General features: G+C 65.3%; 15 protein-coding genes. 12 read left to right on the forward strand and 3 right to left on the reverse strand.

All coding sequences use genetic code 11. The annotated features are described in order from the left end of the window. The 4 genes from VGC77_RS16990 to VGC77_RS17005 form a co-directional block, all read left to right on the forward strand. Nucleotides 1–480: triose-phosphate isomerase (locus tag VGC77_RS16990; RefSeq protein WP_331172744.1), on the forward strand; the 480-nt coding region annotated here is incomplete at its 5' end. 163 nt (nucleotides 481–643) lie between these two features. Then, nucleotides 644–1,027 (forward strand): preprotein translocase subunit SecG, encoded by a 384-nt coding sequence (secG, locus tag VGC77_RS16995; RefSeq protein WP_331172745.1) that lies wholly within the window; start codon nucleotides 644–646, stop codon nucleotides 1,025–1,027. Between the two features lie 166 nt (nucleotides 1,028–1,193). Beyond that, entirely contained in the window at nucleotides 1,194–2,825 is a 1,632-nt protein-coding gene (locus VGC77_RS17000; protein ID WP_331172746.1) for a CTP synthase, read from the forward strand. 130 nt (nucleotides 2,826–2,955) lie between these two features. Next, nucleotides 2,956–5,361: a DUF1217 domain-containing protein gene (locus VGC77_RS17005; RefSeq protein ID WP_331172747.1), complete on the forward strand. Its 2,406-nt coding sequence runs from the start codon at nucleotides 2,956–2,958 to the stop codon at nucleotides 5,359–5,361. A gap of 30 nt (nucleotides 5,362–5,391) precedes the next feature. Here the strand turns inward: VGC77_RS17005 and VGC77_RS17010 are convergent, their stop codons facing one another. Further along, nucleotides 5,392–5,679 carry a BrnA antitoxin family protein gene (locus VGC77_RS17010; protein ID WP_331172748.1) on the reverse strand — a complete coding sequence of 96 codons (288 nt, stop codon included), beginning with the start codon at nucleotides 5,677–5,679 and terminating at the stop codon, nucleotides 5,392–5,394. Next, on the reverse strand, nucleotides 5,669–5,923 hold the full coding sequence (locus VGC77_RS17015) for a BrnT family toxin (RefSeq protein ID WP_331172749.1): 255 nt from the start codon (nucleotides 5,921–5,923) through the stop codon (nucleotides 5,669–5,671). Before VGC77_RS17015 ends, VGC77_RS17010 begins: the two co-directional genes overlap by 11 nt. Before the next feature lie 126 nt (nucleotides 5,924–6,049). On the opposite strand from VGC77_RS17015, the gene VGC77_RS17020 reads away from it, so the two are divergent. From VGC77_RS17020 to VGC77_RS17035, 4 genes are all read left to right on the forward strand, one after another. Further along, complete coding sequence (locus VGC77_RS17020) at nucleotides 6,050–6,376, forward strand: NIPSNAP family protein (protein WP_331172750.1); 327 nt, start codon at nucleotides 6,050–6,052, stop codon at nucleotides 6,374–6,376. A 52-nt stretch (nucleotides 6,377–6,428) separates the two neighbouring features. Beyond that, the gene (locus VGC77_RS17025) at nucleotides 6,429–7,304 is read left to right on the forward strand and encodes a VOC family protein (RefSeq protein ID WP_331172751.1); all 876 of its coding nucleotides are present in this window, start codon (nucleotides 6,429–6,431) and stop codon (nucleotides 7,302–7,304) included. A 62-nt stretch (nucleotides 7,305–7,366) separates the two neighbouring features. Continuing rightward, nucleotides 7,367–8,212: a 3-deoxy-8-phosphooctulonate synthase gene (gene kdsA, locus VGC77_RS17030; RefSeq protein ID WP_331172752.1), complete on the forward strand. Its 846-nt coding sequence runs from the start codon at nucleotides 7,367–7,369 to the stop codon at nucleotides 8,210–8,212. Next, the gene (locus VGC77_RS17035; RefSeq protein ID WP_331172753.1) at nucleotides 8,212–9,417 is read left to right on the forward strand and encodes an MFS transporter; all 1,206 of its coding nucleotides are present in this window, start codon (nucleotides 8,212–8,214) and stop codon (nucleotides 9,415–9,417) included. The genes kdsA and VGC77_RS17035 overlap by 1 nt, the downstream gene beginning before the upstream one ends. A gap of 10 nt (nucleotides 9,418–9,427) precedes the next feature. Here VGC77_RS17035 and queF read toward each other — a convergent pair whose 3' ends face one another. After that, nucleotides 9,428–9,901, reverse strand: a complete 474-nt coding sequence (gene queF, locus VGC77_RS17040; RefSeq protein ID WP_331172754.1) for a preQ(1) synthase — start codon at nucleotides 9,899–9,901, stop codon at nucleotides 9,428–9,430. Between the two features lie 133 nt (nucleotides 9,902–10,034). On the opposite strand from queF, the gene eno reads away from it, so the two are divergent. From eno to VGC77_RS17060, 4 genes are all read left to right on the forward strand, one after another. Beyond that, complete coding sequence (eno, locus tag VGC77_RS17045; RefSeq protein WP_331172755.1) at nucleotides 10,035–11,327, forward strand: phosphopyruvate hydratase; 1,293 nt, start codon at nucleotides 10,035–10,037, stop codon at nucleotides 11,325–11,327. Nucleotides 11,328–11,382: 55 nt separating this feature from the next. Next, complete coding sequence (locus VGC77_RS17050; RefSeq protein WP_331172780.1) at nucleotides 11,383–12,549, forward strand: zinc-binding dehydrogenase; 1,167 nt, start codon at nucleotides 11,383–11,385, stop codon at nucleotides 12,547–12,549. A gap of 265 nt (nucleotides 12,550–12,814) precedes the next feature. After that, nucleotides 12,815–13,372 carry an NAD(P)H-dependent oxidoreductase gene (locus VGC77_RS17055; protein WP_331172756.1) on the forward strand — a complete coding sequence of 186 codons (558 nt, stop codon included), beginning with the start codon at nucleotides 12,815–12,817 and terminating at the stop codon, nucleotides 13,370–13,372. A gap of 66 nt (nucleotides 13,373–13,438) precedes the next feature. Then, a complete protein-coding gene (locus tag VGC77_RS17060) occupies nucleotides 13,439–13,756 on the forward strand; it encodes a septum formation initiator family protein (protein ID WP_331172757.1) in 318 nt (105 codons plus the stop codon). Nucleotides 13,757–13,806 lie beyond the last annotated feature (50 nt).

The following is a 13,806-nucleotide window of genomic DNA, read 5'->3' on the forward strand; positions in this document are numbered from 1 at the left end:
GCGGTGATCGTCGGCCATTCCGAGCGCCGCGCCGACCATGGCGAGAGCGACACTTTGGTGCGGCAGAAGGCCGAGGCGGCCTGGCGCGCCGGGCTCGTCGCGATCATCTGCGTCGGCGAAACCCAGAGCCAGCGCGACGCCGGCCAGACGCTGGACGTGGTCGGCACCCAGCTCGCCGGCTCGCTGCCCGACGGCGCCACCGTGGCCAATACCGTGGTGGCCTATGAGCCGGTCTGGGCGATCGGCACCGGACGCACCCCAACGGTCACGGATGTCGAGCAGGTTCATGGCTTTATCCGCAAATCGCTCACCCAACGGTTGAGCGACGAGGGGGCCAGGTTGCGGATCCTCTATGGCGGTTCGGTGAAGCCCTCCAACGCCAAGGAACTGATGGCGGTGAACGACGTCAACGGCGCGCTGGTCGGCGGCGCCAGCCTGAAAGCCGCCGATTTTCTTGCGATTGCCGCCGGCTGTCCCTAACTAACGCTGCGTCGGACGAAAACTGCCGGACCGGCCGCTCCCGGTATTGGCAATTCATCGTCCGATCGTGTAGACACCGCGCGACTTCAATACCCCGCAAGCCTGCCGAGGAGCCGTTCGCCGGCTCATAGCGGCGGCCTTGGGCTTGCGATGGAAGGACCCGATGCAAACTGTCATTATCGTGCTCCACCTCATGATCGTTGCGACGTTGATCGCGACGGTGCTGCTGCAAAAATCCGAGGGCGGCGCGCTCGGCATGGGCGGTGGCGGCGGCGGCGGTGGCGGCTTCATGTCGAGTCGCGGCACCGCGAATCTTCTGACCCGCACCACCTCGGTGCTGGCGGTCGGGTTCTTCGTCACCAGCCTGTTGCTGTCCTGGATCGCCAGCTACGACCGCAAGCCGGCGACGGTGATCGATGCCCCGGCCACCCAGTCGCAGCCGGCCCCGCCGGTGTCACAGGGCGGCGGCGTTCTCGACACCTTGAAGCAGCAGGATCAGCGCGACAGCCAGCAGCCAGCGGCGCCGCAGCCGCCGCGATCGCAATAAAGCATCGCGGCTATGCCCCCAGCGTCCTGTCGTAATCTCGCAGAGGTTTTCGACAGGCCGTTGATCTTTTAGCATTTTTGAAGTCACCCACAGCGTACCCGGCAACCGGATCACGGTTGCGATTCGTTTTGGCGAATCGGTGCGGGAGCCTTAAAGGTTAAGTCCCATGGCGCGGTACATTTTCATCACCGGCGGCGTGGTCTCCTCGCTTGGCAAGGGTTTGGCTTCGGCGGCGCTCGGCGCGCTGCTGCAGTCGCGCGGCTACAAGGTGCGCTTACGCAAGCTCGATCCCTATCTCAACCTCGATCCCGGGACGATGTCGCCGTATCAGCACGGCGAGGTGTTCGTCACCGACGACGGCGCCGAGACCGATCTCGACCTCGGCCATTACGAGCGTTTCACCGGGCGGCCGGCCACCAAGGCCGACAACATCACCACCGGGCGGATCTATCAGGACATCCTGACCCGGGAGCGCCGCGGCGACTATCTCGGCGCCACCATCCAGGTGATCCCGCACGTCACCAATGCGATCAAGGAATTCATCCTGGATTCCAACGAGGATTATGATTTCGTGCTGTGCGAGATCGGGGGCACCGTCGGCGACATCGAGGGGCTGCCGTTCTTCGAGGCGATCCGCCAGATCAAGAACGACCTGCCGCGCGGCGAGGCGATCTATGTGCATCTGACGCTGTTGCCCTATATCCCCAGCGCCGGCGAATTGAAGACCAAGCCGACCCAGCATTCGGTCAAGGAGCTGCGCTCGATCGGCATCCAGCCGGACATCCTGTTGTGCCGCACCGACCGCAGCATTCCCAAGGAGGAGCGTCGCAAGCTCGGGCTGTTCTGCAACGTCCGCGAAAGTGCGGTGATCGAGGCGCGCGACGTCGACAACATCTATGCGGTGCCGGAGGCCTATCACGACGCCGGGCTCGACGATGAGGTGCTGGCGGCGTTCGGCATCACACCGAAGGCGGCGCCCGACCTGATCAGCTGGAACGTGATCAACGAGCGGGTGCGCAACCCGGAAGGTGCCGTCACCATCGCCATCGTCGGCAAATATACCGGGATGAAGGACGCCTATAAGTCGCTCAGCGAGGCGCTGAGCCATGGCGGCATCGCCAACAAGGTGAAGGTCAATCTCGACTGGATCGAGAGCGAGGTGTTCGAGAACGAGGACCCGGCGCCGTTCCTCGAACACGTCAACGGCATTCTGGTGCCCGGCGGCTTCGGCCAGCGCGGCGCCGAGGGCAAGATCGAGGCGGCGCGCTTCGCCCGCGAGCGCAACGTGCCGTATTTCGGCATCTGCTTCGGCATGCAGATGGCGGTGATCGAGGCGGCGCGCAATCTGGCCGGCATCAGCCAGGCCAATTCCACCGAATTCGGCCCGACCGAGGAGCCCCTGGTCGGGCTGATGACCGAATGGCTGCGCGGCAACGAACGCGAGCAGCGCTCGCAGGCCGGCGATCTCGGCGGCACCATGCGGCTCGGCGCCTATCCGGCGATGCTGCAACGCGGCAGCCGGGTCTCCGAGGTCTATGGCGGCGCGCTGGAAATCTCCGAGCGCCACCGCCACCGCTACGAGGTCAACACCGCCTACAAGGACCGCCTCGAGCAGCACGGCCTGCGGTTCTCCGGTCTGTCGCCGGACGGCGTGCTGCCGGAAATCGTCGAATACGAGGACCATCCCTGGTTCATCGGGGTCCAGTTCCACCCCGAATTGAAGTCGCGGCCGTTCGAGCCGCACCCGTTGTTCGCCTCGTTCATCCAGGCCGCGGTGGTGCAGAGCCGGCTGGTGTAGCCGCCTGACAATCGGCAACGCCGAGCCGGCTGGCGCGGCGCTTTCGCGCAGGGAGCCCGCGCGGCCGCCGCTCCAGCTTCGCGCAACGCAGAGGGGACATGATTGCGGCGACAGCCGCAAAGGATCCCCCATGGTCTCGACCTATCTCAGCTATGACCTGATCGCGCGCAACCTGCAGCTCTCGCTGACGCGGGTTGCCAGCCAGACCGATGTCAGCCGGGCGGCGACCTACTACAAGGACAATATCGGCAAGGTGACGACCGTCGACGAATTCCTCGACAATGATCGTCTCTACCAATATGCGATGAAGGCCTATGGGCTGGAGGACATGACCTATGCCAAGGCCTTCATGCGAAAGGTGCTGGAAAGCGACCTGTCCGACTCGACGAGCTTCGCCAACAAGCTGACCGACACCCGGTATCGCGCATTTGCGCAGGCGTTCTCCTTCGCCGACACCGACAGCGCGGTGGCGCAATCGTCGTACCAGACCGACGAGATGGTCGGCCTCTACACCGCGACCATCAAGCAGCAGACCGACGCGGTGGGCGAAGACACCGCCTCCTACAACGCCAAGATCGGCGGCGTCAAAACCGTCGACGAACTGCTCAGCAACGATCGGCTTCGCAACTATGTGTTTTCGGCGTTCGGCATCGACGGCAGCCTGTGGTCGCGCGACACCATCAAGCAGGTGCTGAGCAGCGATACTTCTGATCCGGACAGCTACATCAACACCGTGTGGGGGCCGCCGCTCGACGACCTGATCGCCAAATATGACCAGGCGCAAGCGGATTCCAGCGACGCCCAGGCGAAGATCGCGGACTATACGGCGCAACTGGCGCAGCCGGACGCCGACCAGGCCGATCTCAACGCCAAGATCGCAGAACAGAAGCTGCGGCTGACCCAAGCCAATTCCGACGCCTCCAGCACCAGCAGCTCGATCGTCGCCATCAGCCATTATTTCGATCTGGCCAACGCCTTTGAATTTTCCGCCGATGGAACGCTGGCCGCCGGCGTGTCCGCGCAGACCGCCGACAATCTCAAGGCCACCGACGAAAAATACATCTCTAATCAAAGCCGGACATCGCCGGCCTCGGCGCAGCTCGAGACCACGTATTTCCAGCAGAAGATCGCCAGCGCGCGCAGCGTCGACGAGCTGTTCTCCGACGGCGACGGATCGCGGATGGCGAGTTTCATCGGCACCGCCTTCGGCGTCGGCACGTTGTCGCTGTCGACGCTGAAGAGCATCCTCACCAGCGACCGCGATCCGGACAATGCCGACAGCTACGTCAATCAGTCCGGCAGCAACAAGGAGGCCTACACCCGGCTGCTGAACGCGTTCAATTTCAACCAGGATGGCACGCTCGACGCCGGGGTGGATGTGCAGTCCGGGACCCAGACCAAGGTGACGACCGGCTATTACCTGGTGGCCTATGACGACGCCGACGAGGCCAGCGACAATCTGGCGATCCAGCGCTTCAAGACCGGACTTTTGAGTATCACCTCGATCGATCAATTTGTCTCGACGCCGGCGGTGTATGATTTTGCGCTGCAATCGGTCGGCCTCGACCCGGACAGCGTTTCCACCAAAACCATCAAGGCGGTGCTGGAGAGCGATCTGAGCGATCCGACCAGCTACGTTTATCGGCTGAAGGACGACCGCTACCTCGAACTGGCGCGCGCCTTCAATTTCGACAGCAAGGGCCATCTGACAACGCCGCTGGTGGCGCAGGATTCAACCGAGGTCAGCAAGATTGCGGCGGATTACGTCGTCGCGATGACGAAGAATGCCAGCGCGGCGGACAAGACCCGGCTGCAGGACCAGGCCGAGAACGACGCGCTGTATTATCGCGACGCGATCGCCGGCATCGACAGCGTGTCCGAGCTGCTCGCGGACACCAAGCTCACCAATTTCATTCTGATGGCAAAGGGGCTGGATCCCGCGAAGGTCAGCAAGGATGATCTGAAGAAGATCCTCACCTCGGATCCGAGCGATGCCAAGAGCTTCGCCAACCGCGCCGGCGAGCCGCGCTTTGCCGAGCTCGCGGCGTCGTTCAACTTCGACAGCAACGGCAACGTCACCCGGATCCTCGCCTCCGGGCCGCAGAACCGCGAGCAGCTTTTGGAAACCCAGAACAATTATCTGCAGCAGAGCCTGGAGGCGCAGCAGGGCGACGCCAATCCCGGGGTTCGGCTGGCGCTGTATTTCCAGCGCAAGGCGCCGGATATCGCCTCGGCGTATGACATCCTCGGTGACAAGGCGCTCGCGGAAGTATTTCGCACCACCTACGGCTTGCCCGACTCGATGGCCAACATGCCGATCGACGAGCAGGCCAAGGTGGTGGAGAAGTTTCTCAAGCTTTCGGATCTCAGCGACCCCACGAAGCTGGGAAAGGTCCTGAGCCGGTTTTCCGTGATGTACGACCTGAAGAACAACAGCCAGACCTCATCGCCGGCGCTGGTGATCCTGCAAGGCTCCGGCACCGGCATCAGCCAGGATACCCTGCTGGCGATTGCGCAATTGAGCGGGCGGCGTTGAGGCCTCGCGGGCCAGCGCCGACCGCGCCGATCAAACGGCCTTGGCCTTGGCGATCTTGCGCAGCGCCTCGTCGATGCGCGACTGCCAGCCGGCACCCTGCGCCTTGAAATGCGCGATCACCTCGGGGCTCAGCCTGATCGAGACCGCGACCTTGGTCGGGGCTTTCTGAACGCCACGCTTGCCGGGAATCCGGGCCAGCAACTCAGGTGTGAGATCCTTCGCCTTGATGCCATCGAATCTTGTCGCCTTGGCAAAATCGGCCTTGGTCCATTCCGGATTGTCGTCGTCGAACACCGGCTGTTTGGTCTTACGGGGCATAGCGCTTCATTTCCTTTGCGTGGGCGCGCCGCAGGCTGATCGGCCGATAACGTTCGGCGCGAACGGTGAACACCAGGCAATGCGCGATGCCTTCGATATGCCCGTAGGCGCGAAACCGCGGTTCTCCGTAGTCGAAGCGATCGTCGCGCACGATCGCGCGAATTTCGAGATCGACCCAGCGCGCCAGCGAAATGTGGTGTTTCGCGACGTTAAGCGCCTCCTTGGCCGGATCGAACTCAGCCATTTATCGTATATACAATCTGATTGGGCCGCGGTCAAGCGCATCGCCCTGCGCGCGACCGCGGCGAACTCAAGACAGCCTCCGATCCAGCCGCTATAACGCTTCCGCCCATATCAGCCGGAGCCGACCATGATCTACGAGATGCGCGTCTATCGCTGCCTGCCGGGACGGTTGCCGGCGCTGCTGCAGCGCTTCGAGACCGTTACGGTGAAGATGTTCGGCAAGCACGGCATCCGGCCGACCGCGTTCTTCACCACGCTGGTCGGTTCATCCAACCAGGAACTGACCTATTTCCTGGCCTGGGACTCGCTCGCCGAGCGCGAGACCAAGTGGACGGCGTTTTCCGCCGATCCGGAATGGCTGACGGCGCGCGCCGACAGCGAAAAGCACGGCCAGATCGTGGAATCGATCGCCAACCAGTTTCTCACCCCCACCGCATTCTCCGCGCTGCAATGAGCCGTCCGCATTCGCCGGATGGCCGGCCGGGCATCGTCGAAGGTTTCTGCTGATGCCGCGCGGTCTCGACCACATCGTCCACGCCGTGCATGACCTCGACGCCGCGGCTGCATTCTATCAACGCGCCGGCTTCCAGGTCGGCGGCCGCAACGTGCACCCCTGGGGCACCCACAATCGCATCGTGCAGCTGAAGGATTTCTTCATCGAGATTCTGACCGTCGCGGAGCCCGACAAGCTCGTGTCGCACGGCCCGCGTGACTTCTCGTTCGGCGCGTTCCATCGCGATTATCTGGCGCATCGCCAGGGGCTGTCGATGCTGCTGTTGCAAAGTCGCGATGCCGCAGCCGACGCCCGCGACTTTGCCGCCGCCGGGTTCGGCGACTTCAACGTGTTCGATTTCGCCCGCGACGGACGACGCCCCGACGGCAGCGTGGCGAAACTCGCGTTCTCGCTGGCGTTTGCGGTCGATCCGGCACCGCCCGACGCCGGCTTTGCGGTGTGCCAGCATCATGTCCCGGAAAATTTCTGGAACGCGGCGTTTCAGCGCCACGACAACGGCGCGCGAACTGCGCTGGCCGCGGTGCTGGTCGCCGACAATCCCAGCGATCATCACATCTTTCTGTCGGCGCTCAGCGGAGTGCGCGACCTGCATTCCAGCTCGATTGGGGTGGCCGCGCGTTCGCCCCATGGCAACATCGAAATCATGGAGCCGGTGTCGTTTCGCGACCAGTTCGGCGTGATGCCGGCGACCGCGGGCGAGGGCGCGCGCTTCGCCGGCTTGCGCCTCGCGGTCGACGATGTCGCCGCGGTCGAACGGCTGTGGCAGGGCAACGGCCTGGCGTTCACGCGGCGCGGCGAGCGGCTGGTGCTGTCGCCGGACGTTGCGTTCGGCGCCACGCTGATCTTCGAGCAGCCGGCCAAGGGTTGACGCTGCCGGCGCCGCATGGTCCGCATGGAGGCAATGAGTTTGATTGAGCAAAGGACGCCGATTTGACCGCTCCCATCGCCGCCGCGCCGATCGTTGCCGCGGGCTCCGTGCGTTTCGGCAACGCGCTGCCGCTCGCCGTGATCGCCGGTCCCTGCCAGCTGGAAAGCCGCGCCCATGCGCTGGAAACCGCCGCCGCGCTGAAAGACATCGCGCAACGGCTCGGCATCGGCCTAGTCTACAAGACCTCGTTCGACAAGGCCAACCGCACCAGCGCGTCCAGCGCCCGCGGCCTCGGGCTCGACCAGGCGCTGCCGATCTTCGCCGAGATCCGCGAGAGCTTCGGCCTGCCGGTTTTGACCGACGTGCATGAGAGCGAGCAATGCGCGCGGGCCGCGCAAACCGTGGATATTCTGCAGATTCCGGCGTTCCTGTGCCGGCAGACCGATCTTTTGCTCGCCGCCGCCGCCACCGGCCGCGTTGTCAACGTCAAGAAGGGCCAGTTTTTGGCGCCGTGGGACATGGCCAATGTGGTGCAGAAGTTGACCAGCGCCGGCAATGCCAACGTGCTGGTGACCGAACGCGGGGTGTCGTTCGGCTACAACACGCTGGTCTCCGACATGCGGGCGCTGCCGATCCTGGCGCGCAGCACCGGCGCGCCGGTGATCTTCGACGCCACCCATTCGGTGCAGCAACCCGGCGGCCGCGGCACCACATCGGGCGGCGAGCGCGAATTCGTACCCGTGCTGGCGCGCGCCGCGGTCGCGGTCGGCGTCGCCGGGGTGTTCATCGAGACCCATCCGGATCCCGACCACGCGCCGTCCGACGGGCCCAACATGGTGCCGCTGCGCGAGTTCGAAGCCCTGCTGCGCAGGCTGATGCAGTTCGACGCGCTGGCGAAGGCGCGCTGATGCCGCAGGCAGCCCGCGCCGGACTGCCGCCGCTGTTGAACATCATCGCGCTGTCGGCATTCGCCGCCAGCCTGTCGTCCCGCGCGCTCGACCCGGTGCTGCCGCATATCGCCGAGGATTTTTCCATCGGCATCGCCACCGCGGCGAGCCTGGCCGCGGTGTTCGCCTTCACCTTCGCGATCGTGCAGCCGGCGCTTGGCGCCGCCGCCGACCTGTTCGGCAAGGCGAAGCTGGTGATCGTCTGCCTGGTGCTGCTCGGGCTCTCCAGCCTGTTCGGCGCCTTCGTGACCTCGTTTCCGATGCTGTTCGTGAGCCGCATCCTGTCCGGGATCGGCGCCGGCGGGATCTTTCCGATCGCGATGGGCCTGGCCAGCGACATGGTGGCCCCCGACAAGCGCCAGGTGGCGATCGGCCGACTGCTCGCCGGGGCGATGACCGGCAATCTGCTCGGAGCCTCGGCCTCCGGGCTGATCGGCGATTTTTTGGGCTGGCGGGGCGTGCTGGCGGCGCTGGGCATCCTGGTGCTCGCGGCGTCGCTGGCCGTGGCGCTCGGGCTGCGCGGCGCCGCGCTGGTGCTGCCGCCGGCGAAGATGAACCTGTCGGTGCTGCGGCAGGGCTACGCCGCGATCTTCGCCAATCCCAACGCCAAGATCTGCTTTTCGGCGGTGTTCATCGAGGGCTGCTGCGTGCTCGGGGTGCTGCCGTTCATCGCCGCGTTCCTGTTCGAGCTCGGCGAGCAGCGGCTTTCCATCGCCGGGCTGGTGATCGCCGGCTTTGCGGTCGGCGGGCTGTTCTACACCTTGAGCGTGTCGCGGCTGCTGCCGCGGCTGAAGGTGCGCGGCATGATGATCGTCGGCGCCGCGCTGGTCGGCTCGCAGCTCGCGGTGGTGGCGCTGGGGCCGCGCTGGCAGCTGCAGGGGGTGAGCTTCATCGCGATGGGTTGGGGCTTCTACATGCTGCATGGCTGCCTGCAGGTGTTCGCCAGCGAGCTTTCGGAAACCGCGCGCGCCACCGCGCTGTCGCTGCATTCGTTCTTCTTCTTCATGGGCCAGACCGTGGGCCCGATCGCCTATGGCTTCGGCATCGCCCATGCCGGCAAGCTGCCGACGATGTTGCTCGGCGCCGCGATCATGCTGGCGCTGGGGCCGCTCTGCGCGCTGTGGATGCGGCCGTTGCAGCCGGCGGATACCAAGCCGGCGCCGTAAGCCGCCGGCCTCAGCCGCGGCCGCGGTACGTTGCGACGCCTTGCTCGGGCACCCAGACCCCCTTGGGCAATTTTCCGGTCTGCCAGAACACGTCGATCGGGATGCCGCCGCGCGGATACCAGTAGCCGCCGATCCGCAGCCATTTCGGCTTGATCTCGGCGGCGATGCGCTTGCCGATCGCCACCGTGCAATCCTCATGAAACGCGCCGTGCGAGCGGAAGCTCGCCAGATACAGCTTCAGCGACTTCGATTCCACCAGCCAGGCGCCGGGCGCGTAATCGATCATCAAATGCGCGAAGTCCGGCTGGCCGGTGACCGGGCACAGCGAGGTGAATTCCGGCGCAGTGAAGCGCACCAGATAATCGGTGTCGGCCTGCGGGTTCGGCACCCGGTCGAGTTTGGCTTGGTCCGGCGTCTGCGGCCAGGCGACGGCGCGGCCGAGCTGCAGGGCAGGGGATTTTGGCGGTTTCGGCGTTTTCGACATCGGGCTCTCCGTTGTCGCGGTCTTAGCCAATCGGACGGTTGCGGTCACGCGGCCTTTTCCCTCAGCCCGGCATGCTGTAGAAGCAGCGCCAACCGCCCACCCGTCAAATCCTGCAAAATTCCGAAGGACCGCCATGACCGCCATCGTCGATATTATCGGCCGCGAAATCCTCGACAGCCGCGGCAATCCCACCGTTGAAGTCGATGTCGTGCTGGAGGACGGTGCGGTCGGTCGCGCCGCGGTGCCGTCGGGCGCTTCCACCGGCGTCCACGAGGCCGTGGAGCTGCGCGACGGCGACAAGGAGCGCTATTTCGGCAAGGGCGTGCTGAAGGCGGTGGAAGCCGTCAACGGCGAAATTTTCGACGCGCTGGGCGGCATGGACGCCGAGCAGCAGGTGCAGATCGACGAGATCATGATCGGGCTCGACGGCACCCCGAACAAGGGCCGGCTCGGCGCCAACGCGATTCTCGGCGTCTCGCTGGCGGTCGCCAAGGCGGCGGCGGAATCCTTCGACATGCCGCTGTATCGTTACGTCGGCGGCACCTCGGCCCGCACTTTGCCGGTACCGATGATGAACATCATCAATGGCGGCGTGCACGCCGACAACCCGATCGACTTCCAGGAATTCATGATCATGCCGATCGGCGCGCCGAGCTTCTCGGAAGCGCTGCGGATGGGCGTCGAGGTGTTCCACACCCTGAAGAAGTCGCTGCACGACGAAGGCCACAACACCAATGTCGGCGACGAGGGTGGCTTCGCGCCGAACCTGAAATCCGCCGACGAAGCGCTGACCTACATCATGCGGGCGATCGAGAAGGCCGGCTACAAGCCCGGCGAGGACATCGCTTTGGCGCTCGATCCGGCGTCCAGCGAGTTCTTCAAGAACGGCTCCTATGTCTATGAAGGCGAAAAGAAAGCCCGCAACATCGACGCCCAGGCAAAGTATCTCGCCGAGCTGGTCGGGCGCTATCCGATCGTCTCCATCGAAGACGGCATGGCGGAGGACGATTTCGAGGGCTGGAAGCAGGTCACCGATCTGATCGGCGACAAGTGCCAATTGGTCGGCGACGATCTGTTCGTCACCAATGTCGAGCGGCTGGCCGACGGCATCAAGAACGGCCGCGCCAATTCGATCCTGATCAAGGTCAACCAGATCGGCACCCTGACCGAGACGCTGGCGGCGATCGAGATGGCCTACAAGGCCGGCTATACCGCGGTGATGTCGCATCGCTCCGGCGAGACCGAGGATTCCACCATCGCCGACCTCGCGGTCGCCAGCAATTGCGGGCAGATCAAGACCGGCTCGCTGGCGAGAGCCGACCGCACCGCCAAATACAACCAGCTGCTGCGGATCGAGCAGGAACTCGGCGGCCAGGCCAAGTTCGCGGGCCGCGCGGCGCTGAAGGCGTTCCGCTACCGCGACTGAGCGGGCGCCGCGCTTGAACCCGGCTCGTCCATGCACCAAGGTGCCGCGCAAGCAGATGGACGAGCAGGAGGTTGGCGTGGCCGACGACAAAACGAAGACGACCGGACTTGAGCTGCGCTCGCTGATCAAGTCCGGCGGCGAACTCGAAGTGTCGCTGCAAGAGGTGGCGATTCCCACCCCCGGCGCCGACCAGGTGCTGGTGCGGGTCGAGGCCACCCCGATCAACCCCTCCGACCTCGGCCTGCTGTTCGGCGCCGCCGACCTCACCACCCTGAAAGCCTCCGGCAGCCCGGATCGCCCGGTGCTCACCGCCACGGTGCCGCCTTCGGCGCTGAAGGCCTTGGCCGGGCGGCTCGACCAGTCGATGCCGGTTGGCAATGAGGGCGCCGGCACCGTGATCAAGGCCGGCAATGCGGTGGCGGCGCAGAGCCTGCTCGGCAAGACCGTGGCGATGATCGGCGGCGCGATGTATGCGCAATACCGGCTGATCAAGGCCAGCGACTGCCTGCTGCTGCCGATCGGCACCACGGCGGCGGAGGGCGCCTCCGCCTTCATCAATCCTCTGACCGCGCTCGGCATGGTCGAAACCATGCGGCGCGAGGGCCATAAGGCCTTGGTGCACACGGCTGCGGCCTCCAATCTCGGCCAGATGCTGCTGAAGATCTGCCTGAAGGACGGCATTGACCTGGTTGCGATCGTGCGCAGCGCGCAGCAGGCAAAGCTGCTGCGCGAGCAGGGCGCCAAACACGTCTGCGATTCCAGCGCCGCGGATTTTCTCGAGCAATTGACGCAGGCGCTGAGCGACACCGGCGCCACCATTGCGTTTGACGCGATCGGCGGCGGTCCGCTCGCCGGGCAGATCCTGACCTGCATGGAGGCGGTCGCCAGCAGATCCGCCAAGGTCTACAGCCGCTACGGCTCCAGCGTCTACAAACAGGTCTACATCTACGGCAGCCTCGATCCGCGGCCGATCGAATTCACCCGCGCCGCCGGAATGTGCTGGGGCGCCGGCGGCTGGCTGCTGTTCAACTTCCTGCAGAAGATCGGCGCTGCGGACGCCGCGAAATTGCGCCAGCGCGTCGCCAGTGAATTGAAGACCACCTTCGCCAGCCACTACAGCCGCGTGGTGTCGCTGCCGCAGGCGCTCGCGCTCGACACCATCGCGGCCTATACCAAGCGCGCCACCGGCGAGAAGTTTCTGATCGATCCGAACCGGGGGTGAGCGGCGACGTCGCTGGCCGCGGCGTCGCGCAGCCTCTGCGCGTCGTTGCGAGGAGCCCTTGCGACCAAGCAATCCAGCGCACTGCATGATGCCCCTGGATTGCTTCGCTGTTCGTCCGGTGCTGAGCGCCGGCCTCGGTTCGTAATGACGCGATCATCACCGCATCGCTCCGTCCGGCGCGGCGCGCGATTGGCCACGCCCCGCCGCGTTGTCGCGCGGCGGGCGTTGCGCTATCCTCGCGCTTCCCCCGCAGAAGGATCCGCTCATGGTATCGCCGTACACTGTCGCCGTCGTCGTCGGCAGCCTGCGTAAGCAGGCCTATTCGCTGCGTCTCGCTCACGCGCTGGTCAAGCTGGCGCCGGCCACGCTGAAGCTCGACGTCGTCACGCTGCACGACTTGTCGTTCTACAACCAGGATCTCGAAGCCACGCCGCCGGCCGACTGGGTCGCGTTCCGGCAGCGCATCAAGGGCGCCGACGCGGTGCTGTTCGTGACCCCGGAATACAACCGCTCGGTGCCCGGGGTTTTGAAGAACGCCATCGACGTCGGCTCGCGGCCCTACGGCCAGAGCGCGTTCGACGGCAAGCCGGGCGGGGTGATCAGCAACTCGCCGGGCGCGATCGGCGGCTTCGGCGCCAACCACCATCTGCGGCAGTCGCTGACCTTCCTCAACATCGCGGTGCTGCAGCAGCCGGAAGCCTATGTCGGCGGCATCGCGGACGCCTTCGACGACGCGGGCGAACTGGTGAAGGCGCCGCTGCGCGAGTTCCTGCAGAAATATATCGACGGTTTCGCCGCCTGGGTGGCGCAGCAGAAGAAGTGACGGCGCCGGCGGGGCGGTCGGCGCAGCGTTAGCGTTGCGTTAACCGCCCTGTCGCATCTTCAAAAAATGGTCTCCCGCACCCGCCTCAAATCCCTGCTTACCGGCGTCGCTCTGTATGCGATCGCGGCGGCGATGGTTGGCTATTTCGGCACCAATGCCTACACGGGGAAATACGGGCTCAACGCCCGCCAGGAGCTCGACCAGGAGATCGTCGCGCTGACCTCGGAGCTGCAGCGGCTGAAGCAGGAACGCGCCGAGGGCGAGCAGCGGGTGTCGCTGCTGCGCTCCGACCGCGTCGATCCCGACATGCTCGACGAGCGGGTGCGCTTCCAATTGGATTACGCGCACCCCGCCGATCTGGTGCGGATGCTGCCCGCCAAGTAATCTTTCGCGCGTCGGCGAAGCTTTTCCCGTAAGTTCCAAAATCCTCCAAA

The organism is Rhodopseudomonas sp. (assembly GCF_036404135.1).
In the GTDB taxonomy this organism is placed as follows: Bacteria; Pseudomonadota; Alphaproteobacteria; order Rhizobiales; family Xanthobacteraceae; genus Rhodopseudomonas_A.

Coding starts and splice junctions, on each gene's coding strand:
- secG (WP_331172745.1), top strand. CDS start 644: ATGCAAACTGTCATTATCGTGCTCCACCTCATGATCGTTGCGACGTTG.
- VGC77_RS17000 (WP_331172746.1), top strand. CDS start 1,194: ATGGCGCGGTACATTTTCATCACCGGCGGCGTGGTCTCCTCGCTTGGC.
- VGC77_RS17005 (WP_331172747.1), top strand. CDS start 2,956: ATGGTCTCGACCTATCTCAGCTATGACCTGATCGCGCGCAACCTGCAG.
- VGC77_RS17010 (WP_331172748.1), bottom strand. CDS start 5,679: ATGCCCCGTAAGACCAAACAGCCGGTGTTCGACGACGACAATCCGGAA.
- VGC77_RS17015 (WP_331172749.1), bottom strand. CDS start 5,923: ATGGCTGAGTTCGATCCGGCCAAGGAGGCGCTTAACGTCGCGAAACAC.
- VGC77_RS17020 (WP_331172750.1), top strand. CDS start 6,050: ATGATCTACGAGATGCGCGTCTATCGCTGCCTGCCGGGACGGTTGCCG.
- VGC77_RS17025 (WP_331172751.1), top strand. CDS start 6,429: ATGCCGCGCGGTCTCGACCACATCGTCCACGCCGTGCATGACCTCGAC.
- VGC77_RS17035 (WP_331172753.1), top strand. CDS start 8,212: ATGCCGCAGGCAGCCCGCGCCGGACTGCCGCCGCTGTTGAACATCATC.
- queF (WP_331172754.1), bottom strand. CDS start 9,901: ATGTCGAAAACGCCGAAACCGCCAAAATCCCCTGCCCTGCAGCTCGGC.
- eno (WP_331172755.1), top strand. CDS start 10,035: ATGACCGCCATCGTCGATATTATCGGCCGCGAAATCCTCGACAGCCGC.
- VGC77_RS17050 (WP_331172780.1), top strand. CDS start 11,383: ATGGACGAGCAGGAGGTTGGCGTGGCCGACGACAAAACGAAGACGACC.
- VGC77_RS17055 (WP_331172756.1), top strand. CDS start 12,815: ATGGTATCGCCGTACACTGTCGCCGTCGTCGTCGGCAGCCTGCGTAAG.
- VGC77_RS17060 (WP_331172757.1), top strand. CDS start 13,439: ATGGTCTCCCGCACCCGCCTCAAATCCCTGCTTACCGGCGTCGCTCTG.